This is a genomic window from Paenibacillus sp. FSL R10-2788 (genome assembly GCF_038003885.1).
Lineage (GTDB): Bacteria > Bacillota > Bacilli > Paenibacillales > Paenibacillaceae > Paenibacillus_AQ > Paenibacillus_AQ odorifer.
The window spans coordinates 732,060-755,079 of sequence record NZ_JBBOQA010000001.1 but is presented as its reverse complement, the minus strand read 5'-3'; the positions used below and the strand labels follow the sequence as shown (position 1 = coordinate 755,079).

At 48.0% G+C, this 23,020-nt stretch carries 21 protein-coding genes and 1 riboswitch; of the genes, 2 read left to right on the top strand and 19 right to left on the bottom strand.

The genetic code is table 11. The annotated features are described in order from the left end of the window. Positions 1–164 precede the first annotated feature (164 nt). The 17 genes from purD to NSQ50_RS03240 all read right to left on the bottom strand — a co-directional run bounded on the left by purD (position 165) and on the right by NSQ50_RS03240 (position 19,541). Positions 165–1,430 carry a phosphoribosylamine--glycine ligase gene (gene purD / locus NSQ50_RS03320; protein WP_036680895.1) on the bottom strand — a complete coding sequence of 422 codons (1,266 nt, stop codon included), beginning with the start codon at positions 1,428–1,430 and terminating at the stop codon, positions 165–167. Between the two features lie 23 nt (positions 1,431–1,453). Beyond that, on the bottom strand, positions 1,454–3,001 hold the full coding sequence (gene purH / locus NSQ50_RS03315) for a bifunctional phosphoribosylaminoimidazolecarboxamide formyltransferase/IMP cyclohydrolase (protein WP_076225249.1): 1,548 nt from the start codon (positions 2,999–3,001) through the stop codon (positions 1,454–1,456). A 206-nt stretch (positions 3,002–3,207) separates the two neighbouring features. Beyond that, the gene (gene purN / locus NSQ50_RS03310) at positions 3,208–3,825 is read right to left on the bottom strand and encodes a phosphoribosylglycinamide formyltransferase (RefSeq protein WP_038568663.1); all 618 of its coding nucleotides are present in this window, start codon (positions 3,823–3,825) and stop codon (positions 3,208–3,210) included. Then, entirely contained in the window at positions 3,825–4,865 is a 1,041-nt protein-coding gene (purM, locus tag NSQ50_RS03305) for a phosphoribosylformylglycinamidine cyclo-ligase (RefSeq protein WP_076225248.1), read from the bottom strand. The genes purN and purM overlap by 1 nt, the downstream gene beginning before the upstream one ends. Positions 4,866–5,560: 695 nt before the next feature. After that, complete coding sequence (purF, locus tag NSQ50_RS03300; RefSeq protein WP_036680905.1) at positions 5,561–7,057, bottom strand: amidophosphoribosyltransferase; 1,497 nt, start codon at positions 7,055–7,057, stop codon at positions 5,561–5,563. Then, on the bottom strand, positions 7,042–9,288 hold the full coding sequence (gene purL, locus NSQ50_RS03295; RefSeq protein ID WP_076104163.1) for a phosphoribosylformylglycinamidine synthase subunit PurL: 2,247 nt from the start codon (positions 9,286–9,288) through the stop codon (positions 7,042–7,044). The genes purF and purL overlap by 16 nt, the downstream gene beginning before the upstream one ends. Continuing rightward, positions 9,266–9,955 (bottom strand): phosphoribosylformylglycinamidine synthase subunit PurQ, encoded by a 690-nt coding sequence (purQ, locus tag NSQ50_RS03290; protein WP_036680909.1) that lies wholly within the window; start codon positions 9,953–9,955, stop codon positions 9,266–9,268. Before purQ ends, purL begins: the two co-directional genes overlap by 23 nt. A 5-nt stretch (positions 9,956–9,960) precedes the next feature. Continuing rightward, positions 9,961–10,206 (bottom strand): phosphoribosylformylglycinamidine synthase subunit PurS, encoded by a 246-nt coding sequence (gene purS, locus NSQ50_RS03285; protein WP_036680912.1) that lies wholly within the window; start codon positions 10,204–10,206, stop codon positions 9,961–9,963. A 124-nt stretch (positions 10,207–10,330) separates the two neighbouring features. Beyond that, positions 10,331–11,221 carry a phosphoribosylaminoimidazolesuccinocarboxamide synthase gene (locus NSQ50_RS03280; protein ID WP_036680914.1) on the bottom strand — a complete coding sequence of 297 codons (891 nt, stop codon included), beginning with the start codon at positions 11,219–11,221 and terminating at the stop codon, positions 10,331–10,333. Positions 11,222–11,533: 312 nt separating this feature from the next. After that, on the bottom strand, positions 11,534–12,829 hold the full coding sequence (gene purB, locus NSQ50_RS03275; RefSeq protein WP_036680917.1) for an adenylosuccinate lyase: 1,296 nt from the start codon (positions 12,827–12,829) through the stop codon (positions 11,534–11,536). Positions 12,830–12,834: 5 nt separating this feature from the next. Then, positions 12,835–13,956, bottom strand: a complete 1,122-nt coding sequence (gene purK, locus NSQ50_RS03270) for a 5-(carboxyamino)imidazole ribonucleotide synthase (RefSeq protein WP_256717133.1) — start codon at positions 13,954–13,956, stop codon at positions 12,835–12,837. After that, a complete protein-coding gene (locus NSQ50_RS03265; protein WP_256717132.1) occupies positions 13,859–14,095 on the bottom strand; it encodes a hypothetical protein in 237 nt (78 codons plus the stop codon). The genes purK and NSQ50_RS03265 overlap by 98 nt, the downstream gene beginning before the upstream one ends. After that, entirely contained in the window at positions 14,064–14,549 is a 486-nt protein-coding gene (purE, locus tag NSQ50_RS03260; RefSeq protein WP_036680920.1) for a 5-(carboxyamino)imidazole ribonucleotide mutase, read from the bottom strand. Before purE ends, NSQ50_RS03265 begins: the two co-directional genes overlap by 32 nt. 306 nt (positions 14,550–14,855) lie before the next feature. Then, positions 14,856–14,957, bottom strand: a riboswitch (purine riboswitch). A gap of 233 nt (positions 14,958–15,190) precedes the next feature. Further along, a complete protein-coding gene (locus NSQ50_RS03255; protein WP_036680923.1) occupies positions 15,191–15,625 on the bottom strand; it encodes a universal stress protein in 435 nt (144 codons plus the stop codon). Positions 15,626–15,665: 40 nt separating this feature from the next. Beyond that, entirely contained in the window at positions 15,666–15,929 is a 264-nt protein-coding gene (locus NSQ50_RS03250) for a DUF1294 domain-containing protein (protein WP_036680925.1), read from the bottom strand. 91 nt (positions 15,930–16,020) lie between these two features. Then, positions 16,021–17,244, bottom strand: a complete 1,224-nt coding sequence (locus NSQ50_RS03245) for an MFS transporter (RefSeq protein WP_052096757.1) — start codon at positions 17,242–17,244, stop codon at positions 16,021–16,023. 161 nt (positions 17,245–17,405) lie between these two features. Beyond that, positions 17,406–19,541 (bottom strand): DNA topoisomerase III, encoded by a 2,136-nt coding sequence (locus tag NSQ50_RS03240; RefSeq protein ID WP_076100599.1) that lies wholly within the window; start codon positions 19,539–19,541, stop codon positions 17,406–17,408. A 127-nt stretch (positions 19,542–19,668) separates the two neighbouring features. On the opposite strand from NSQ50_RS03240, the gene tsaA reads away from it, so the two are divergent. After that, positions 19,669–20,115, top strand: coding sequence for a tRNA (N6-threonylcarbamoyladenosine(37)-N6)-methyltransferase TrmO (gene tsaA, locus NSQ50_RS03235; protein WP_038568655.1), 447 nt, complete (start codon positions 19,669–19,671; stop codon positions 20,113–20,115). A gap of 50 nt (positions 20,116–20,165) precedes the next feature. Next, the gene (locus tag NSQ50_RS03230; protein ID WP_038568653.1) at positions 20,166–21,083 is read left to right on the top strand and encodes an AraC family transcriptional regulator; all 918 of its coding nucleotides are present in this window, start codon (positions 20,166–20,168) and stop codon (positions 21,081–21,083) included. A 106-nt stretch (positions 21,084–21,189) separates the two neighbouring features. On the opposite strand, the gene NSQ50_RS03225 is transcribed toward NSQ50_RS03230, so the two are convergent. Together NSQ50_RS03225 and NSQ50_RS03220 are read right to left on the bottom strand one after the other, a co-directional pair. Next, complete coding sequence (locus NSQ50_RS03225; RefSeq protein WP_038568651.1) at positions 21,190–22,377, bottom strand: DUF4179 domain-containing protein; 1,188 nt, start codon at positions 22,375–22,377, stop codon at positions 21,190–21,192. Beyond that, complete coding sequence (locus tag NSQ50_RS03220; protein WP_036680935.1) at positions 22,352–22,939, bottom strand: RNA polymerase sigma factor; 588 nt, start codon at positions 22,937–22,939, stop codon at positions 22,352–22,354. Before NSQ50_RS03220 ends, NSQ50_RS03225 begins: the two co-directional genes overlap by 26 nt. Between the last annotated feature and the right edge of the window lie 81 nt (positions 22,940–23,020).

Genomic DNA, 23,020 nt, shown 5'->3' with positions numbered 1-23,020 from the left:
GGACTCCGATTTAAAAGGGCCTTCCCATGATCGGAAAGGCCCTTATCTGTATATATCCGCACATTTTCCCCCGTACGTGTAGTATTATAGCACTTCTTCTATCACTTGTCAGTCCTTTTTTAGGACTTAAAGCGCAAAAAATTGCTAGATACAGTGCTTTATCCTTATACCAGAGCCTTCATAGCGATGTCGCTGCGATTCTGTTTCCCGGAAAAAGAGATTCCTTCAGCCCTAGCATAGGCTGCTGAACGAGCTTCGGCAATCGTAGCACCCAGGCCTACCACGCCTAAGACCCGTCCGCCGTCCGTTACCCAGCTGCCATCTGCCCCCCGTGCTGTACCGGCATGAAAGATCAGCCCTCCTTGGCTGTCCTCAAGCCCTTCGATCGGCACTCCCTTAGGATAAGAGCCTGGATATCCTCCAGAAGCGAGAACCACGCACACCGCTGCTTCGTCGCTCCATTCAATGTCGATATCCGCAAGTTTGCCCTCGGTTACTGCCAAAAAGATTTCTAACAAGTCGCTCTTCAATCTAGGCAGCACGACCTGTGTCTCCGGATCCCCAAACCGAGCATTAAATTCAATGGTCTTTGGTTTACCTTCTGGAGAAATCATCAGCCCTGCGAACAAAACGCCGCTAAATGAACGGCCTTCAGCTACCATAGCCTTAGCTGTTGGCTTAATGATGGTCTCAATCGCTTCTTGGATAATCGCCTCGTCGATATGCGGCAGAGGCGAATAGGTGCCCATTCCACCGGTATTAGGACCTTTATCTCCATCGTAAGCAGGCTTATGATCCTGAGCGGCAGCCATCGGACGAACTGTCTCTCCATCAACAAAAGCCAAAATCGACATTTCTTGACCCGCTAGGAACTCTTCAATGACAACCTGAGCGCCAGCTTCACCAAACACTTTGGTTACCATAATATCAGCTAGTGCCTGCTCTGCCTCTTCCCGTGAATAGGCAACGGTCACGCCTTTTCCTGCGGCAAGCCCATCTGCCTTGATTACGATCGGCAGCGGTTGCTCGCGTAAGTAAGCCAGTGCAGCTTCATAGCCATCAAATTTTTCATAGGCTGCTGTCGGAATATTATATTTGTGCAATAGATCCTTCATAAAGGTTTTGCTGCCTTCGATCTCAGCTGCATTCTTACGTGGACCAAACACAGGAATAGCCTGTGCTTCAAAAGCATCCACAATGCCCCCTGCTAACGGATCATCCGGTCCGATTACAACAAGACCTACTTCCTTCTCTTTTGCAAAAGCCGTCAGACGGTCGAACTCAAACACACCGATAGGCACACATTCTGCTAGCTGCGCGATCCCGGCGTTGCCGGGTGCGCAATAGATTTTACCAACCTTGGGACTTTGGGACAGGCTCCAAATAATCGCATGCTCCCGGCCGCCGCCGCCAACCACTAAAATATCCATTAGAATAAAATCCTCCCAGCGTTCTAGTGTTTGAAATGACGGACGCCTGTGAAGATCATAGCAATTCCATACTCATTCGCGACCTTGATCGATTCTTCGTCTTTAATGGAGCCGCCTGGCTGAATAACTGCGGTAATGCCTGCTTTGGCTGCCATTTCAAGCGTATCTCCCATTGGGAAGAAGGCGTCAGAGGCAAGGACTGATCCTTTGGACTTCTCGCCAGCTTGTTCAATCGCAATTTTAGCTGCGCCAACGCGGTTCATTTGCCCTGCACCTACGCCAACTGTCATATCATCAGCAGCTAATACAATCGCATTAGATTTCACATGCTTAACTACCTTCCAGCCGAACAACAGCTGTTTCAATTCTTCTTCGGTTGGCTTACGGTCCGTAACAACTTGTAGATCATCCGGGTTCACAGAATGCACATCGCTCTCCTGTACAACCATTCCTCCATCAATAGAGGTAACTACGAAGCTGCTCTTACGCGCACTAGCCGTGCTGAGATTGCCGATTTTGAGCAGACGCAGGTTCTTTTTCTTCGTAAGGATTTCCAGTGCTTCTTCCGTAAAGCCTGGCGCCAATACGATTTCGAGGAAAATCTCTTTCAGCAGAGTAGCAGTGTCTGCATCGATAATCCGGTTAGCTGCCACGATACCCCCAAAGATAGAGGTTGGGTCTGCGTTGTAAGCTTTTTGATAAGCTTCGTATACACTTTCACCAACACCTACACCACAAGGATTCATATGTTTAATGGCTACGACAGCAGGTTCTTCAAATTCTTTCACGATTTGCAGCGCTGCGTTAGCATCGTTGATATTGTTGTAGGATAATTCTTTGCCATGCAATTGCTCAGCTGCTGTAAGAGTATCCCCCGCAGCCAAAGGCTTGCGATAGAAAGCCGCTTTTTGATGCGGATTCTCGCCATAGCGCAGATCCTGAATTTTCTCATAAGTCACGGTGTAGCGCTCAGGAAGCGGCTCGCCAGTAACATTAGCCAAATAATCGGAAATTAAGGCATCGTAAGCCGCCGTATGACGGAACACTTTTGCCGCAAGACGTTTGCGTGTTTTCAGCGTTGTATCTCCATCTGCGCGAACCTCTTCAAGCACTGTAGCATAGTCGTTAGCATCTACCACTACACTTACAAAAGCATGGTTCTTCGCCGCAGAACGCAGCATCGTCGGTCCGCCGATATCGATATTCTCGATAGCTTCTTCATACGATACATCCGGTTTAGCAATGGTTTCCGCGAACGGATACAGATTTACTACTACCAGATCAATGTAGTCCAGACCAAGCTCTTTCATTTGACGCGTGTGTTCCTCATTGTCACGAACCGCTAGCAATCCGCTGTGTACAGCCGGGTGCAAGGTTTTGACACGTCCATCCATGATTTCCGGGAATCCTGTAACATCGGAAATACCGATGACTGGAACACCTTCCTTAGCCAAAAGCGTGCTTGTTCCACCTGTGGAAATAATCTCTACGCCTAATGCAGACAACTCGCGGCAAAAATCCACGATACCTTGTTTATCCGATACGCTAACTAGCGCTCTTTTGATACTCACTTTGAATAGTCCTCCTTCGGGTTGTACGTGCGATTTAATGTGATGACATCTAAAAGCTTGGGAAATTACTATAAGAAAGAATCTGACTCTATTACCTACTACACGACACATAATGCCGCTTCTGCAATATTTCCCGAGAAATACCCTGAAATCTCTCCGCCTGTCACCAAATGTCGATCCAAAACTTTGAATGACTACAGTGTGGCTTACTTTTCGCGGATAATCGTCTTTCTTCCACTCAGTTCCACTTTCCCACTGGCAAAAGCGCCAACCACTTCAGGATATAACTCATACTCAACCTTATGAATCCGTTCCGCCAATGAATCCGCCGTGTCGTTATCCAACACAACTACGCTACGCTGAGCAATAACTGGCCCGGTATCCATACCTCCATCGACAAAATGCACAGTGACACCCGTCAGCTTCACGCCATAATTCAGCGCTTGTCCGATCGCATCCTTTCCAGCAAAAGCAGGCAGCAGCGATGGGTGAATGTTAATAATCCGACCCGCATACGGCGTTAAAAGCACTGGTGTAATGAGGCGCATATACCCTGCCAGCACAACCAGCCCGATATCCCGCCGCTGAAGCTCTGCTACAATCTCTGCTTCGTAGAGCTCACGGCTGGCGAAGTCTTTTGGCCGCAGCAGGAGGGCGGGAATTCCCGCATCCTCCGCACGTTGTGCTACAGGCGCTTCCGGCTTGTCCGAGACAAGCAATTCAATCCTGCCGTCTCCAAGCAAACCTGCTTTCTGTGCCTCGATCAGTGCTGCAAAATTGCTGCCCTGCCCCGAAGCAAAAACAGCGATTCGACTTGATTGCATCACACTTCAGCTCCAGTAAAGGTTACTTTGCGTTCCCCTTCTGTTACTTTCCCAATGATATACGCCTCTTCTCCGCTAGCCTTAAGCAGTTCAAGAGCGCGTTCTCCATCAGCAGCGCTAACTACCAGAACAAGACCAATTCCCATATTAAAAGTAGTGAACATATCACGGTTGCTCACGTTTCCTTTGTCCTGCATCAATCCGAAGATTGGCAGAATCGGCCATGATCCGTAATTGATCTCCACGTCTACATTATCAGGCAATACGCGTGGGATATTCTCGATGAATCCGCCACCCGTAATGTGAGCCATACCTTTTACCGGAAGCTGCTCCAGCAGTGCCAGCAAAGGCTTCACATAAATCTTAGTTGGTGCAAGGAGTACATCCGCCAGCGGAGCGCCAAGCTCAGGAAGCACGTCATTCAGACCATAACCCTCTTGCTCAAGCAAAAGCTTACGCACCAGCGAGAAGCCATTGCTGTGCACACCACTGGAAGCCAGACCAATCACTGTGTCTCCAGCAGCGATGTTAGCGCCTGTTACCAGCTTCGCTTTGTCAGCTACGCCCACTGTGAATCCAGCGATATCATATTCACCTGCTGAATACATACCCGGCATCTCAGCCGTTTCGCCGCCAATCAGTGCACAACCCGCTTGGTGACAGCCTTCAGCGATTCCAGCTACGATAGCCTCGATTTTCTCCGGCACCACTTTGTCGCAAGCCAGATAGTCGAGGAAAAAGAGTGGCTCTGCACCTTGCACTACAATGTCGTTCACGCACATAGCTACAGCGTCGATGCCAATCGTGTCATGACGATCCGCCGCGAATGCGATTTTGAGCTTTGTGCCTACACCATCAGTTCCCGATACAAGCACTGGCTCTTCATATTTATCTTTATTGAGGCCAAACAGTGCTCCGAACCCACCAAGTTCCGTCATTACTTCTGGACGGTAAGTACGTTTTACGTGCTTTTTCATGCGTTCTACCGCTTCATTACCAGCCGCAATATCCACTCCGGCGTTTTTATAAGCTTCCGACACTATTGGACACCTCATCTTTTAATAGTTTAGAGCGCGTTTGGGCGCATTCGGCTTTTGGGTGGTTGTAGGGGAGTTACTGCGAGGAATGTTTGGACTTCCGATCGCTGTTATGGTTGGATTTCCTGATTCGAACCGCTCTTCGCGGTAGAAATCCAACCATAAGCGTATGCTTACGAAGCGAGCTTTCCTTCGGAAAGCTTTCGGGCGAACGCTACGCTTCTACAGTTCCAAACTTCCTCTCCATAACTCCCTCCAACCACCGCTTCGTCCCTACTGCAAGCCGCAGTGCGCGCCTTGCACACGGACCTCAAGACCTCGGTGCATGAGCTGCGCCATGCAACCTCTTCTAGCGAAACAAGCGAGTAGCGCATTTGCGTAGCAAACAGGGACGAGCTTGGGGAGCTGCTCTTGGCGCTTAGGGTGCAATCGAGCGCCACCTTAGCGAGACAAGCGGCCCTCGTATTTGCGAAGCAAACAGAGGGAAGCTTGGCGAGCCAGTCCCGGCGGCGGATGCAGCCGGGGGGCGGAGCGTCGTAAAGCGTGTCCCGTCCGTGCGCAGCACACAGGGACAAAGCGAGCACTCGTACCCAAGTCTTCTTAGCAAGTTATAACCCAACTCCTACCGCCGAGCTTTCGGGTGGCCGGAGGGCAGAGCCCTTCGGAATCCCCCTTTGAAAGGGGGACTTAGGGGGATGTCAACACGAGCAGCCATCTTTCTCTGCCCCGCCAAAATCCACCTGCGTCGGGTAATCATTATCAAAGCAAGAAAGGCAAAGTCCGCCTTTGTAGTCATCTTTGTTGTGTCCACCAATGGAAGAGATTAAGCCTTCCGGCGACAAAAATGCCAAGGAATCGGCGTTGATCTCTTCGCACATTTCCTCAATGGTCTTGTAGGACGCGATGAGGTCGCGGCGGTCTGGTGTATCAATGCCGTAGAAGCAAGGATTCTTGAACGGCGGCGAAGTAATCCGCACATGCACTTCAACAGCTCCCGCTTCCCGAAGCAGATTGACGATTCGGCGTGAGGTCGTGCCACGAACGATAGAATCATCGATCATAACGACACGTTTGCCATCAACTACACTGCGCACGGCGCTCAGCTTCATCTTCACACCTTGCTCACGCAGTTCTTGGCTCGGCTGGATGAAGGTCCGTCCAGTGTACTTATTCTTAATGAGCCCAAGCTCATAAGGAATTCCCGTTTGCTCGGCATACCCGATGGCTGCTGAAATACTGGAATCCGGCACACCGGTTACGAGATCAGCATCGACAAAAGCTTCCAGTGCCATGCGGCTACCCATCCGCTTACGGGCGGAGTGCAGGTTAGAGCCGTTCATATCACTGTCTGGGCGGGAGAAGTAAATATACTCCATCGCGCACAGCGCTTTACGTTTGGGTTCGGTAAAACGGTCCTCTAAGAGGCCGTTTTTGTCGAGGACTAGCAGTTCGCCCGGCTCAATATCTCGAACCAGCTGTGCCCCAATGACCTCTAATGCGCAGGACTCGGAAGCAAAAATATAAGCTTCACCAATCCGTCCCATCACTAGCGGACGCAAACCATGAGAATCCGAAGCGACAATCAGCTTGTCATTTGTCATAAGCAGAAAAGCAAACCCGCCAACGAGCTGCTGCAGCGCATCTTTTGCCGCTTCAACAAAATCCTTTGGCGAACGGGCAATCAGATGCGCCAGCACTTCTGTATCACTCGTAGTTTGAAAGATCGATCCGCTTTGCTCTAGCTGTTTGCGGATCAACGGTTCATTTACTATGTTGCCGTTCGTAGCAATCGCCAAATCGCCGTCACGATATTTAAATACCAGTGGCTGCGCATTGGTTAAGCGGCTGTCCCCACTGGTGGAATAACGTACATGCCCAATGGACATGTCTCCAACCAATGAGGCAATTTTGTCCTTGTCGAATACTTCTTTTACTAACCCCATCCCGCGGTGATAGTTGAAATCGCGACCGTCTGCTACGCAGATTCCCGCACTTTCTTCCCCACGGTGTTGTAAGGCGTGTAAGCCGTAATAAGACATGGACGCCGCTTCCGGGTGTCCGAAGACCCCGAAAACGCCGCATTCTTCTTTTAATGTGTCAAAAATATCTCCCGAGCCCGTTCCTTCATTGTAAAAGTCACCAGTCCACAGGATAGGAGTCTCCTGCTCTTTCCCGGTCTTTATTTCATAAGACATGGAATAGCATCCTCCCAAACGAATTTCAATTCTGCTACAGCTTCATCTAGTGCGGACACGCCGTCCAGATTTACGCGCAGTCTGTCTCCACCTACAGTTCCGATGTTCTCCACTGGAACACCGCTGGCTGCAATCGCTGCTTTCAGCTCTTCCGCACGTTCAGGAGCGGCTGTCAGCACAATGCGTGATTGGCTTTCGCTGAACAATGCTACATCAGATCTAAGACCGTTAGCTGAAAGCTCAACGTTCGCTCCGATTCCACCGCTGATACAGCTCTCTGCAAGTGCTACGGCAAGTCCACCTTCGGACAAGTCATGTGCGGAACGCACCAGACCGCCACGAATTGAGGTAAGGACTGCGTTCAGCAGTTTTTTCTCAGTAGCCAAATCCAAAGCCGGAGGACGACCTTCGGTCACACCATGAACAGCATATTGGAATTCACTGCCGCCCAGCTCAGCCTTGGTCACTCCCAGCAGAAGAATAGAATCTCCTTCTTGCTTGAACCCTTGAGTCGTAATATGATCCGTGTCCGCTACTAAACCAACCATGCCGACAACCGGCGTTGGATAGATGGAACCCGTAGTATTTTCGTTATAAAGACTGACATTACCACCGATAACCGGAGTATCCAGCACACGACAGGCTTCAGCCATACCATCAACCGCACGCTCCATTTGCCAGAACACATCAGGCTTCTCAGGATTTCCGAAGTTCAGGTTATCCGTAATAGCCAGCGGTTCAGCACCGGAACAAACGATGTTGCGTGCCGCTTCGCTGACTGCAATACGTCCGCCCACTTCAGGATCAAGATGAACATAACGGCCATTACAGTCTGTAGTCATCGCAAGTCCTTTACGAGTACCATGAATGGTAACTACAGCCGCGTCAGATCCAGGGCGTACAGCTGTGCTCGTCCGCACCATGTAATCGTATTGATTGTATACCCATGCTTTACTTGCTACGGTTGGTGATCCAAGTACTGTACGCAATGCACCGCCCAGATCCGTAACTTCCTCGTAACGAAGAGTATCTACCTTTTCATTCGCAATATAATAAGCAGGAACCTCAGAAGGTTTGTTATATACTGGACACTCATCCACGAGCGCCGTTACTGGCATGTCACCAACAACCTCGCCGTGATGATACAATTTCAAGCGGCCATCATCCGTAACTTTACCGACTTTACAGCAGATAACACCCCAGCGATCAAAAATCTCTTGTGCCTGGGCCTCATCCTTCGGTTCAACGACGAACAACATCCGTTCTTGTGATTCTGAAAGCATCATTTCGTAAGGCGTCATGCCCTCTTCACGTTGTGGCACCTGATCAAGATACAGTTCCAGACCATTGCCTGCTTTACTTGCCATCTCCGCACTAGAGCATGTAAGACCTGCTGCGCCCATATCCTGAATCCCGATAACGATGCCGCTGTCGATCAGTTCTAGACAAGATTCCATAACAAGCTTTTCCATAAATGGATCGCCGACTTGTACTGCGGTACGTTTAGCTTCTGATTCCTCACTAAGCTCTACCGATGCAAAAGTAGCACCATGAATTCCATCACGACCTGTAGGAGGGCCTACATAGAAGACTGGGTTGCCTACACCCTTAGCTACACCACGTTGGATTTTGTCATGATCAATCAGCCCCACACACATTGCGTTAACTAGCGGATTGCCATCATAGCTATCATCAAACATGATTTCGCCGCCAACCGTTGGAATCCCGATACAGTTACCATAACCAGCAATACCAGACACAACATGTTCGAACAAATATTTTACTCGATCACTTTCCAGCTTCCCGAAACGTAGTGAATTGAGGATTGCGATAGGTCTGGAGCCCATGGAGAAAATATCACGGATAATCCCGCCCACACCCGTTGCCGCACCTTGGAAAGGTTCTACCGCTGAAGGGTGGTTATGACTTTCGATTTTGAAAACAACCGCTTGGTTGTCACCGATATCTACAATCCCTGCGCCCTCGCCAGGTCCCATCAGGACACGTGGTCCGGAAATTGGGAAACGTTTCAGGAGTGGTTTGGAGTTCTTATAGGCACAGTGCTCGGACCACATTACGCTGAATACGCCGATTTCAGTGTAGTTCGGCAAACGTCCCATAAAAGACTTGATCAGCTCATATTCGCTGTCCGACACACCGAACTGGCTGTAAATTTTCTGCTCCGCAATCTGTTCTGCGGTCGGTTCCTTAACGGATACTTGCTGCGTCATGACGATCCCTCCAAGTCTTCAGTATGGATGTAAACATTCTTTTGCCGTCTTCTGAACCAAGTAAACTATTAGCCGCGCGCTCAGGGTGAGGCATCATGCCAACCACATTCCCTTGTACGTTACTAACACCCGCAATATCGGCTACGGAGCCGTTAGGGTTATCGCTATAGGTAAACACGATCTGATTGTTAGCTTTCAGCTCTGCCAAAGTCTCGTCATCACAGTAGTAGTTGCCTTCACCATGTGCGATTGGGATGATGATTTCTTCATCTTTAGCATAGTCAATAGTAAATGGGGTTTCATTATTAACAACCTTAAGCACTGTATCGTGACAGCGGAACTTCATCGACATGTTGCGGCGAAGCGCACCTGGCAGCAAACCAGCCTCAGTAAGAATTTGGAACCCATTGCAAATGCCCAGCACGTATTTCCCTTGCTCTGCTGCTTTAGCAACTTCCGCCATAACAGGAGCAAATCTGGAAATCGCGCCACAGCGCAGGTAATCACCATATGAGAATCCGCCTGGAACCAAAATGCAATCATACGCCGACAAATCTGTCGCTGTATGCCACACATAATCGACTGGTTCGCCGAGACTGTCCTCTACCGCCTTGTAGCAATCAATATCACAGTTGGAGCCTGGGAAGACAAGTACAGCAAATTTCATGTCGTTTAGTCCTCCAATTCGTAGCGGTAATCCTCGATCACCGTGTTGGCAAGTAGCTTTTCGCACATTTCCTTGAGACGCACTTCCGCTTCAGCACGGTTATCCGTATCCAAAGTCAGCTCCATATATTTCCCGATACGCAAGCTTTCAACTTCTTGGAAACCTACCGAATGAAGTGCTCCTTGTACTGCTACCCCTTGTGGATCAAGAACGCTTTTCTTTATGGTGACATATACCGTCGCTTTTAACATATGCTTGTAGTTCCTCCTAAATTTTAATGATCATACCCTCTGAAACTGAAATTCTACAATGAGTACATTTAGCTTCAAAAATATATACTGAATTTATTCCCATGAGTGCACACACTATGTTGAACTATAAAGACTTGCCAGTAAGACGATGATAAATGTCCAGATAACGCCGTGTAGTTTCTTCTACTACTTCAGTTGGGAGCGGATCAGGCTTACTATTCTTATCCCAGGCAGATGCAGATAGATACGTACGAACAGGCTCTTTATCCATACTATCAATTTCAATATCAAGCGCGTATTTATCCTTAGCCCAGAAGCGGGAAGCATCCGGTGTAAAAATCTCATCGATCAGAATCACCTTGCCGTCCAACAAGCCGAATTCGAATTTGCAGTCCGCAAGAATGATCCCCCGCTCAGCACAATACTCTCTAGCAAAAGCGAACAGCTTTAAGCTCTTTTCCTGCAGCTCAAGCGCCAGATCAGCTCCGATTAATTCCTGCATTTTCTCAAATGGAATATCCTCATCGTGACCTACATCATTTTTAGCCGCAGGGGTAAAAATCGGCTCTGCCAGCAGCGCGTTTTTGCGGAGGTTAGCAGGAAGCTCAATACCATTTACCTTGCCGGTTTCTTGATACTGTCTCCAGCCGCCGCCAGTGATGCATCCACGCACTACGCATTCGATATCAATACGCTCCGCTTTGCGTACCACCATGACACGGTTTCTGAGGGCCTCTTTGTCCTTAACTACGTCGCCAAGCAGATCCACATCGATATGAACGACATGATTCTCCATCAGCTCTTTAGTCTGTCCGAACCAGAACGCGCTCAGACGGTTAAGCACATTTCCCTTTTCAGGGACCGCCGGGTCCAGCACATAGTCAAAAGCAGATATCCGATCCGTAACTACGATCAGTACATTTTCCCCTAAATCGTATAGCTCACGAACCTTCCCTTTGTAGAGCAGCGGCGCATTGATGAGTTCCACGGCTGTGGATACGGCCGATGATGTCATGACCTTTCCTCCCTTGAACTAATGATCATTAATTATTACTTGAGCGAAAACGTCTCTTGCAAAATCGGAAATATCTGTTGGGTCAATCGGGCCACTACAAGAAATGTTTGGACTTCCGATCGCTGTTATCCTCGGATTTCCTGATTTGAACCACTGCCCGTGGTAGAAATCCGAGGATAAAGGCGAACGCTAACGCTTCTACAGTTCCAAAATTTCTCTCCGTTCCTTATCGACCAGTTGCATTTCAATTCTGCACAACATTAACCGCTCGTACTATTCCTAGCTCCTTAGTTCACCACTAACTTATCTTTTTTAGATAAGTTCTAGCTTGCGGAAGATGGTATCCACATGCTTAAGGTGCCAAGAAGGGTTAAATGCATCTTCAATCTCTTCTGGGGTGAGGACATTAGTGATTTCAGGTGTGGCTTCCACGATATCACGGAACTGCTTTTGCTCTTCCCAAGCTTGCATCGCACGTGGTTGAACGGTATCGTACGCTTGCTCGCGGCTGAAGCCTTTATCAATCAGCTTGGTTAAGATCCGGCCAGAGAAAGGAACGCCGAAGGTACGGTTCATGTTACGCTTCATATTCTCTGGGAATACAGTCAGGTTCTTCACGATGTTTCCGAAACGGTTCAGCATGTAGTTCAGCAGCATCGTTGCATCCGGAAGGATGATACGCTCCACTGAAGAGTGCGAGATATCGCGTTCATGCCAGAGCGGCACGTTCTCGTAAGCTGTAACCATATGTCCGCGAATCACGCGGGACAGACCGGAAATATTCTCGCAGCCAATAGGATTCCGTTTATGCGGCATAGCAGATGAACCCTTTTGACCTTTGGCAAAAGCTTCTTCTACTTCGCGAATCTCACTCTTTTGCAGAGCGCGGATTTCGGTAGCGAATTTGTCTAGCGAGGTTGCTACCAGAGCAAGAGCTGCCATATACTCAGCGTGACGGTCGCGCTGTAGAGTTTGTGTCGAGATCGGTGCAGGGCTTGTACCCAGCTTACGGCAGACAAATTCTTCTACGAATGGATCAATGTTGGCATACGTACCAACGGCTCCGGAGATTTTGCCAAATTGCACACCGTTCGCAGCATGGCGGAAACGCTCCAGGTTACGTTTCATTTCTTCGTACCACAATGCCATTTTCAGACCAAAAGTAGTTGGCTCAGCATGAACCCCATGTGTACGGCCCATCATCGGTGTATCTTTATAAGCAATAGCTTTATCTTTAAGGATCTCAATAAAGTTGATGATATCCTTCTCTAGAATCTCATTCGCTTGACGCAGCAAGTAACCCAGTGCTGTATCCACCACATCTGTGGAAGTAAGGCCGTAGTGTACCCATTTGCGTTCTGCGCCAAGGCTTTCGGAAACCGCACGTGTAAAGGCGATTACGTCATGACGTGTTTCCTGTTCGATTTCATCAATACGTGCGATGTCGAATTTAGCATCCTTACGCAGCTTAGCAGCGTCTTCGTGAGGGATTACTCCCAGCTCCGCCCATGCTTCACAAGCGCATATTTCCACTTCCAGCCACGCTTTGAATTTATTCTCCTCAGTCCAAATGGCCCGCATCTCGGGTCTGCTGTAACGTTCGATCATATTCTTTAGTTCCTCCAAAGTTTAGATTGCTCCACCCAGGATAAGCCGTCTCCGGTATCCTTGCACAGCAGATTGATATGACCCATCTTACGACCAGTCTTACTCTCAGTCTTGCCATATATATGAAGCTTAGGTACAATACCCAGCTTATTATCTTTTTCCTCATGTGTACAGGTCGCTTTAATAGCACCATCCAAATGCTGACCTAATACATTTACCATAACTACAGGTGTCAAAAGCGTTGTATCGCCCAGCGGCAGATTACAAATCGCCCGGACATGCTGCTCGAACTGTGAGGTCACGCAAGCATCCATGGTGTAATGGCCGGAATTATGCGGTCTTGGTGCCAGCTCATTGACGAACAATTCACCGTCCGCTGTGACGAACATTTCCACGGCAAGCAGTCCAACCGCATTCAGCCCTGCGATTAAAGTCTCAGCCAGCTCGCAAGCTCTGCGCTGAATGTCCGCTGACACTCTTGCAGGTACAATGGACAGATGCAAAATATTATTTACATGAATGTTCTCAGAAGGCGGGAAGCTTTTGACCTCCCCAGATGCACTACGTGCAGCAACAACGGATATTTCGCATTGAAAAGCTACAAACTTCTCAAGCACCAGCTCCGGAATCACCTCACCGGGTGCAACCTGCCGGAAAGCTTCTTCCAGCTCTTCTTCCTGACGAATCACAGCTTGACCCTTGCCGTCATAACCGCCTGTGGCTGTCTTGAGCACACAAGGTAGTCCAAGTTTAGCCGCAGCCTGTTTTAGCTCCGCAAGGCTGTCCACCTTCCGGTACGGGGCGACCGGAACGCCCGCCGCCTCGATGGCGGCTTTTTCGCGCAGCCGATGCTGCGTGGTATACAGCAGCGCGCTGCCCTGCGGCACGTACGATTCTTCCGCCAGCAGCGCGGCTACGCCCGCGTCGACGTTCTCGAACTCGTACGTGATGACGTCCGCGCGGCGGGCCAGCTCCCGCGCCGCGTCCCGGTCGTTATACGCCGCCGTGATCTGCGGCGTAACTTGACCGCTAGGCGCATCCGGCGCAGGGTCCAGCGCCACGAAGCGGTACCCCATGGCGCTGCCGGCCAGCGCCATCATGCGCCCGAGCTGCCCGCCGCCGAGCACACCGACGGTCGAGCCGGGCAGCAGCGTCCGGACGGTGTCCGCACCGGGCGCTTGTGCGGCTGGCGAAGCTGCGCCGCCAGCCTCCTGCAGCTTCAGCTCCTCCGGTCTCATAAGCTGTCGCTGCTTTCCAATACTTCATCGCGGATCGCATCCCGCCGCAGCTGCACACGCTGCTGCACTTCAGGGTCGAACGCTCCGATGATCTGTGCGGCCAGCAGGCCTGCATTTACAGCGCCTGCCTTACCAATAGCTACCGTTGCTACCGGTATGCCTCCAGGCATCTGCACGATGGAGAGCAGCGAATCCAGCCCATTAAGTGCTTTTGACTGCACTGGCACTCCAATCACTGGCAGGATTGTCTTTGCAGCCACCATACCCGGCAAATGCGCGGCGCCGCCTGCTCCTGCAATAATCACGCGAATGCCGCGGCCTGCGGCTTCCTCCGCATAGCGGAACATCAAGTCCGGTGTACGGTGCGCGGATACTACCTTCTTCTCATAAGACAATCCCAGCTCTTCCAGCACCCCACAAGCGTGCTCCATCGTATCCCAATCCGACTTACTACCCATGATGACAGCTACCTGCACAGACATGATTCGACCTACCTTCCAATCACTAGTATGAGATATCTTTATCTTGTAAATCCGAACAAACAGAGACTACATTCTCGTCCTTCAGGGATGACTATCGTTTTCCTTAATAATATAAGGTTGATGTATTACGTGTAACTTATTCCTTATATTAAAAAAGCCCGATGTCCAGACGCATTTTGCTGCGGGAGGATCGGACTAGTAAAGGAATTAGGAAAAAAACACTCCCGCTTGCCTCTCACCAAACTGGCATTAAGCGCGGAAAGCTGCACAATGCATCACTCCATTATCTGGACTGAACTATCGCATTCTAGCATCCTATTTCCTCGTAGTCCGGTAATTTACGGTTCCCGGGTAGAAACTTCCGGGCCATATTCCCGGTTTTATACGAGCTCTTCATGACATCAGTTTAACAATCCCCTACACATGATGTCAACTCAAACACGAACATTGGTAAAAACACCATAATAAATGTTCGCTTTTGGACGAATTTAAATTCTCAACAACCTTTTATTTTGTCAAGAAAGACTTCTTTCCGTACACTCCTAGCTCTAACACTCTATGTTGTTTAAGCTCCAGAATACGACCTATACTTCCTTAAATTGAAAAAAAGGAACGCTATCAGCGTCCCTTTGAACTCTATATTATTTTACAACCAGCACTGGAATACGAGCGCTTTGTACTACATTATGGCTGACACTGCCCAGAACAAATTCACGTATACCGCCAAGCCCGCGGCTGCCGATAACTATGATGTCTATAGCATTTTCCTTAGCATATTTCAAAATCACTTCCGCAGGAGATCCTTGTAAAAGCTCAACCTCAGCATTCAGGCCTTCAGCCTCAAGGCGTCCCTTCACTTCTTCGGTAGTCTGCACTGCCAAATCATAATATTCTTTATTTACTGAAGCTGGTAGAGGTGCAAGAGCTTCTCCGATAAAAAATCTTGGGAATTCAAATGCGTGTACGACATGCAATATAGAACCTGGTGTGACTTTAGCGAGTTCAATTGCGCGCTCCAATGCTTGATTAGAAGCCTTTGAACCGTCATAGGCTAGCAAAATTTTAGAGAATAACATGTACGCCACCTCTTTTTCTAGTTTGTAATCCTAAAGACTATTATCTTAAAAAATAGCTGTACAAAAAGATATTCAGCAGCAGCAGAAGCGGAATTCCGATCCTGAAGGATGTATGACGCGTCTTGTGGCGCTTACGGTACATGGCAATCAGCACACCTAGTGCGCCGCCCATGGCTGCCAGCAGAAAAAGTGTTTTCTCAGGTACACGTTCCCGCCTTTTGCGGGCTTTGTTCTTGTCCTCGGACATCACTACATACCCGATAATATTAATTACCACAAACCACAACATTACAACCTTGACCATTCTCCCGGGCTCCTCCTCCTTGCTTCCTATCTCTATTATATTCCCCTTTTGCACAAAAAACCAATCATCCTTACACGCTCTGCCAAGTCTGTTAAGTTTCTTTTAGCTGCTTCTGCTTCGTATCCTTCATCCATACCCAGGATAAAATTGTAGCCAACGCCGCCGCAATCCCACCTAACCAGAATCCTCCGGTCAAGCCATATACAGAGCTCATCCAACCTGCTACAAATGGCCCTGCTGACATCCCTATCGCATAAACGGCCTGATAGAACCCCATAGCTGTAGCCCGTTTAAAGGGATCTATTTCTGATACGGATTTACTCAACAGCAGCGGAAAAATAAGTCCCTGCATAAAACCATTCCCCACCTGAGTCAGACAAAGCGCCGCTAATGTCGGCATAGAAGGAATGAGCAGCGTAAACAGTGCGCTTCCCGCAAAGCCTAGCATAAGCTTCCCTCTATCACCCAGTAGCCCTCCAAACAGACGTGAACCGTAGAGTGTTGCGATGGCATGCGGAATCATAAAAGCGAGTGTTAGCCAGCCCAAACTTTCTTTGCTTGCTCCGATATTCAGCGCCTGGTTCGGAGTATATCCGAACATCGTTATAAATAGCACACAGTGCGCCAGCACAGACAACAGCGAGACTTTTACCAGCAGAGGTTCCTTTACGACACCAGCCAGCTCCTTGATCTGTATGGCATTTTGCCGTTTTTCCTGCTTTTGTTCCGGTAACCGAAGCGCAAGAATTAGTGCCGCAATAGCTACAATTCCACCAATCAGGAAGGGGGCATTCCAGCCCCAATGCTCTACCATATAGCCGCTGATCATCATGCTGGTCAATTGGGCGATTACTGTAGTAAATTGCAGCATGCCCATCGCTTTTCCAGCTTCCTCTTTTGGAAAATATCCTGCGAACATCACAGAGTACACAACCCATGCCGATGCTGCTATCCCGGATACCGCACGTGCTGCCAACGCCCAACCCGGCTGTGCTCCCCACATAAAAAGAAAACAGCTGACTCCACTCGCAATCAATCCCAGATAGATAAACGGCCGCCGCCTATTTAAATAATCTGAACCGATGCCAATGGGTATACGGAATAGGATCTGCATTAACCCATATATCCCAAGCACCATACCCACCATAAAATACGATGATCCCAAATGCTCAACATATGGTGAAAGCACCGGCACATAAATATAAGAAGAGAACCAAAACATAAATACAATAACCAAAAAGAAAAACCTGCTGCTTCCTTGCCCCTGTGGGCGATCTGCCGCTTTCAACGGATTCGCCTGCTGCTCAGCTGCCACCTAATCACCTGCTCCACTCATTTGCTTACCATTCTAATTCAAAGCCTATCCGTAGACCACATAAACTTACTAGGATAGAAAAAAGACTACTGAGCACACTCAGCAGCCTTCATTATTCTAATCATTCGTTTTAATTGAAGCTAACCATCCGATGATTCCTACTACTTATCCTTCTTTTGTCCTTCAAGCGCTGCTTTCAGCAGTTCCCCAAGGTTAGAACCAATGCTTTCCTGCTTACTGTATTGCTGCACCAGCTTTTGCTGTTCACGTTTATTAACATGCTTGTGATCCTTATCTAAGGTCTCTGTGATTCCACAGCCTAGACATTGTACGAACATGCCTGCTTTACCCTCTTTAAGCTCCATTTTCTTATGGCACTGTGGGCAGCGGCGATTCGATAGTCTTTTCTCACCTGCACGGGTGTAACCACAGTTATCTGCAGGACATACCAGCAGCTTCCCTCGTTTGCTCTTCTTCTCGAGTAGTCTTGTACCGCATTCCGGACAATGGCTGTTAGAGACATTATGCGGCTTATATTCTGCTCCGCTAGTTTTCACACCTGTTACCAATTCCTGTGCCATACTGCGGATACCTTGTAAAAAGAGCTCCGGTTTGCCTTGACCACGCGCTATTTTCTCCAGCTCAGCTTCCCAACGTGCGGTTAGATCCGGGGTACGTAGCTGAGTGGATACCAGCTCGATTAACTGCTTACCTTTTCCTGTCGGATGCAGGAGATTACCTTGCCGCTCAATCGTATCGGAGCTTACCAGCTTCTCAATAATATCCGCGCGGGTAGCCGGGGTTCCGAGGCCGTGTTTCTCCATTTGCGTCAACAGCGAAGCTTCATTATAACGCTTCGGTGGCTGCGTTCGGCCAGCACGCACCATACAGCGGCTAATCGTGACAGCAGCCCCTTCGCGCAGCTCAGGCAGCTTTACACTGCCCGCTGCCGGCTCGTCCGCAGATTCCTCCTCGTCATCACTACTCATATCTCCGCCGTATACTTCGCGCCAACCGGCATCTTTAACCGTCGTCCCTTTGACATGAAAATTTTCGCCTTCTACATTGACGGTTACAGCTACCGCATCATAACGAGCTGGCGGATAGAACAAGCTTATAAAACGCCGCACAATCAGATCATACAACTTACGTTCCTCAGTACTCAGACCATTTAACAATACGGTCTGTTCTGTAGGAATAATAGCATGGTGATCATTGACTTTACTATCATCCACGATTCGTTTCGTAATCGGCAGCTGCTTGCGCAGCAATGGACGTGCTAACGCTGCATATGGACCGACCGCAACACTATCCAGTCTTTCCTTGAGTGTGCCCGTCATATCTGAAGTTAAGTAACGACTGTCCGTACGCGGGTATGTGACAAGTTTATGCTGCTCATATAACCGCTGCAGCACACTGGAGGTCTGCTTCGCGGAGAAGCCGAACTTCCGGTTCGCATCACGCTGCAGTTCAGTCAGATCATAAGCCAGTGGATGAGGTTCACTTTTCTCACTCTTCTGTACCTTAATAATACGGCCGCTGCGTCCTGTAAGCTTATCCTTTAAGCTGGCTGTCTTATCCTTTTCGAATATCCGACCATCACCGTTACTGGCCCGCCATGCCGCTTGGAAATCCCCAAAATCAGCAGTCAGCGTCTCAAAATCGACGGAACGGAAACCCGTAATCTCCTGTTCACGATCCATGATCATCCCTAATGTCGGCGTTTGTACCCGTCCCGCTGAGAGCGGCGAACCGAACTTACAGGTCAAAGCTCTCGTGACATTCAGTCCAATCATCCAATCCGCCTCTGCGCGGCAACGTGCAGATTCATACAACCGATCAAATTCCCGACCCGGACGGAGTTTTGCAAATCCCTCTTTAATTGCCTTATCAGTCTGCGAGGATATCCATAACCGCCGGAATGGCTTTTTCCACCCTGCCATATTCATAATCCAGCGAGCCAGCAGCTCCCCTTCACGGGCAGCATCTGTAGCAACAATAAGCTCCTCAATGTCCTGACGCTTCATTAGATGCTGGACAGCCTTGTATTGCTGGTTGGTCTCCCGCAGCACCTTCAGCTTGGTCTTCTCCGGCAAAATCGGCAGATCCTCCAAGGCCCAAGTTGCAAACTTTTTATTATAATCCTCAGGCTCTGCCAGGCCGACCAAATGACCAAGCGCCCAGGTAACCACATATTTTGGACCTTCAATATAACTCTTCTGTTTATTATTACATCCCATGACCCGTGCAATCTCGCGTGCAACAGACGGCTTCTCCGCCAATACTAGTGTCTTCATAATGCTCCCCTTTCCACATCAAATTTCATTATAGCATTAAATGAATGTTAGCAAATATCGTCAGGCTTTACCGTATGCCTCTGTTATACACTAGATCATATCTGATACCCGAAAGGAGTCATAGTCAATGAATGAACAAGAAAGCTATAATATAGTACCTATAGGATGGGTTAGAGGTACAGCACAAAATTTGCAGCTTGAAATCAACCCAGAATTTAGGCCGGCGCTTAAAGGTTTATCTCAGTTTAGTCATTGCCAAGTACTTTGGTGGCTGCATGAGTTTGCAGATGATCATTTCCGGCAGACTACACAGATTCAGCCTCCTTATGATGCGGCCTTAACTGGAGTATTTGCTTCCCGTTCCCCTATTCGCCCTAATCCAATTGGGCTTAGTGTAGCAGCAATCCTGTCCGTCGATGTAGACTCTGGAATAGTAGAGGTGGCCGGGCTTGATGCCTATCCGGGTACACCGGTTCTCGACATCAAAGCCTATTTTCCTAGTGCAGATCGCGTAATGGAAGTGACCGTTCCCGATTGGGCTGCTGCTTGGGGCGACTGGACAGCAAATAATTGAAGTAATCGTGCTAGACACCATTTCTATTAACTGTTATGGGAGGACATCTCTTGAACAATCGCCAACTAATCATTCAAGCCTTAGATCTCATTGAGGATCGCTTAACCACGTTTCTTCCTGTAGCTGTCCTCTCCAAAGAAATGGGATACTCCCTTTATCATTTCACCCGTCTATTTCAAGCAGTCACTGGGATAGCACCCGGCGACTATATAGCCAGACGCAAAATCTCTGAAGCAGCCTTGGACATTCATCGAATGCCAGAGCGCTCACTCCAGGACATCTCATTAGACTATAACTTTAGTAACTATGAGACCTTTACCCGTGCCTTCAAAAGAATGCTGCACACGACTCCCTCTCTTGTTCGAAAAAGACTTACTGAAACGAAACTCCCTTTGCTCCCTAGACTAAATGAACAAGATCTACTTCAAGTCCTTTCTGATAGTGATCTCTCCCCCCAGCTCGTTGATTTCGGAGAAATTATACTTCAAGGACCCGTAGTTAAAGTAGACCATGATTTCTCCGTCATTTCTGATACTTGGCCTTTGCTTTTCAATAAGGTAGCCACTATATCGGATAGAATACAGCCTGAAAAATATTATCAGCTTGGCTTCTGGCCAGATGACTATGAGAGTAATGGGTTTTCGATCATGTGTGCCTGCGAAATTAGTCCTATAAAAGCAGACCACAATCAGACTTTCCCCCTTCAGATCATACCACCCATACGTTATCTGAAATTCATCCATAAAGGCCGGTCTTGTGATATCCCTTCTACCTATAAATATATCTACGGAATCTGGCTGCCGAAAACAGAATACAGGATGTCCATTCCATTTGAATTGGAATATTATGGCGAATTGTACCTTGGACCAGATAACGAAAACTCGGTGAGTGAAATTTATATTCCATTAGAATTTTTACAAGAAGAGACCACGTTGTCGTCTTTTATAGATGACAACCGGTTCTTTTAGAAATATAAAGATGTTATAGTTGTGTAGCTTATAAATTCTTCTCTTTTAATAAAAAGTCCGTATCTGCTATGCAGACACGGACTTTTTTTGCTTATGGGATTAACAGTTACTTTAGCTCCACCTGAATCGTTTGTTCAAGCTCCGGATAATAATGTTTAACTTGTTTTCCCTCTTCATCCCTTAATGCTTTATGATTTTCATCGATGGAGTAAGTAAACGGCTTAACTGTAATTGTCTTTGGTGTTTGCGCGAACGGTATGAAATCTTTGTCTACCAAAGGATAGACTATAGCTGGCAAGTTAAATGACCCACCCGATGAGAACGCATTGCCTAGTTCATCAACAATTTCATAGAACATTTCAGAGGTTGTGTATCCATCCTTTTCTTTCACAGTTGGCGCTTTACCTTCTTCGCTGAGCTGTAATCTGCTTGTGGCTGGAGTTAATTCCAGCTTGGTAATCGTATAACTGAATTCTTCTGCCTCTTTTGTTTGGTTCAGATCAAGCTTGATAATTCCTTCCGTTACTTTTTTCACCGGCACCTTGATTACAAAAGGCTCTGCAATTTGTGTAACCGGCACACTGATGCTTAATTCAAATTCATCCCCCAAAGCCTCTATATTATTTAGATTTCTGTAATCGTATAAAATAGCATTCTTTTTTCCCTCAACATCACCAAAAGATGACATTTGGCTCTCCAGTTTTTTCCCATTCGGCAATTTCACTTCTGCTGAACCCAACAACCCTTTTTCGGACTGGTTCATTGTCACTTTCGCATGTTGTTCTGTTAGCGATGGATCGAACTCAATCGGTTCAATAATCATCTCAGCCATCATCTTATCATTATCAATGCCTTCCCGTTCAATCGCAAATGCCAACCGCGAGCCGTCATAATAGGCATCGGTAACCTTTAAGGTCACTCCATCATGAGTAACGCTTTGGTTAGGGGCAGTAGATAATCCTTTTTCCTCAGCAGCATTTAGACCTTTATCGTCAATTCCCTTGAAAATACTTCCTACAACAGGAATCTGCTTCAACGTTTCAGCCATGACCGGGGATACAAATCCGCTACCGATTATGCCCGCACCCAACACTGCTGCTGCCGAGGCAGCCACCAATGATTTTTTCAGGAACTTATTTCCATTCTTTCTTGACGCTCGTTTTTCCATTCCCTCGTCTCCTATTCGCTTCATAATTGAATCGCTGAAACTGTCTACCGGCATTTCATAATTTTGGAATGTTTGACGAATGTGCTCCATCTTCTGACTTTCAGTTGGATCTTGCCATTTCTCCATGAGGGCTGCCTCCTTCATTCATTCTTTGCCGGACTAACTTTTTGCGTAGACGTTCAAATTTTTTGCGTAAAGTAGCTGAATTACAATCCATAATCTGACCCATTTCTTCAAAACTGTATTGCTCAACCACCTTAAGAATCAAAAGATTGCTCTCTTCGGCTGTCAGGTCATCCATAAATAACTTCTGCAATGGCTCCTCATCGTTAGGATTATAATAGGCTTTGGGCTGCTGCTCTTTATATAGCGACAACAGACGCTTTCTTCGCTTGCGTTTGCGAACCTGATCCAGACAATGATGATAGGCCACTTTATACAGCCATGCACTAAAAGAGACTCGTTTCTCATAACGTCTGAGTTCCTGATACACTTTTACAAATATATCTTGCACAGCATCCTCTGCTTCTTCATGACTTCTCAAAATATAATAGCAATACGTATAAATCTTTCTTTCATAGGCTTGTATTATAGTTCTATAGGCTTCGCGGTTACCCGCAAGAACCTGATCGATAGCCTCTTCAATTATTGTTTGATTCACTTGGACCCCGGGGCTGCGACGTTCCAAAGAATCACCTCCTTGTTATTGACTACAACTATATAACGAATGTGATCCCTTTAATTGTGACAGGCTCAAAAAATTTTTCCA

Bases quoted from the DNA above. Each gene is read 5' to 3' on its own strand.
- NSQ50_RS03265 (WP_256717132.1), bottom strand. From the start codon at position 14,095: ATGAAGTATTGGAAAGCAGCGACAGCTTATGAGACCGGAGGAGCTGAA.
- tsaA (WP_038568655.1), top strand. From the start codon at position 19,669: ATGAATGAACAAGAAAGCTATAATATAGTACCTATAGGATGGGTTAGA.
- purS (WP_036680912.1), bottom strand. From the start codon at position 10,206: ATGTTAAAAGCGACGGTATATGTCACCATAAAGAAAAGCGTTCTTGAT.
- purF (WP_036680905.1), bottom strand. From the start codon at position 7,057: ATGTCTTATGAAATAAAGACCGGGAAAGAGCAGGAGACTCCTATCCTG.
- purN (WP_038568663.1), bottom strand. From the start codon at position 3,825: ATGCAATCAAGTCGAATCGCTGTTTTTGCTTCGGGGCAGGGCAGCAAT.
- purL (WP_076104163.1), bottom strand. From the start codon at position 9,288: ATGACGCAGCAAGTATCCGTTAAGGAACCGACCGCAGAACAGATTGCG.
- purB (WP_036680917.1), bottom strand. From the start codon at position 12,829: ATGATCGAACGTTACAGCAGACCCGAGATGCGGGCCATTTGGACTGAG.
- purQ (WP_036680909.1), bottom strand. From the start codon at position 9,955: ATGAAATTTGCTGTACTTGTCTTCCCAGGCTCCAACTGTGATATTGAT.
- NSQ50_RS03240 (WP_076100599.1), bottom strand. From the start codon at position 19,541: ATGAAGACACTAGTATTGGCGGAGAAGCCGTCTGTTGCACGCGAGATT.
- NSQ50_RS03255 (WP_036680923.1), bottom strand. From the start codon at position 15,625: ATGTTATTCTCTAAAATTTTGCTAGCCTATGACGGTTCAAAGGCTTCT.
- NSQ50_RS03280 (WP_036680914.1), bottom strand. From the start codon at position 11,221: ATGACATCATCGGCCGTATCCACAGCCGTGGAACTCATCAATGCGCCG.
- purE (WP_036680920.1), bottom strand. From the start codon at position 14,549: ATGTCTGTGCAGGTAGCTGTCATCATGGGTAGTAAGTCGGATTGGGAT.
- purD (WP_036680895.1), bottom strand. From the start codon at position 1,430: ATGGATATTTTAGTGGTTGGCGGCGGCGGCCGGGAGCATGCGATTATT.
- NSQ50_RS03250 (WP_036680925.1), bottom strand. From the start codon at position 15,929: ATGGTCAAGGTTGTAATGTTGTGGTTTGTGGTAATTAATATTATCGGG.
- NSQ50_RS03225 (WP_038568651.1), bottom strand. From the start codon at position 22,377: ATGGAGAAATGGCAAGATCCAACTGAAAGTCAGAAGATGGAGCACATT.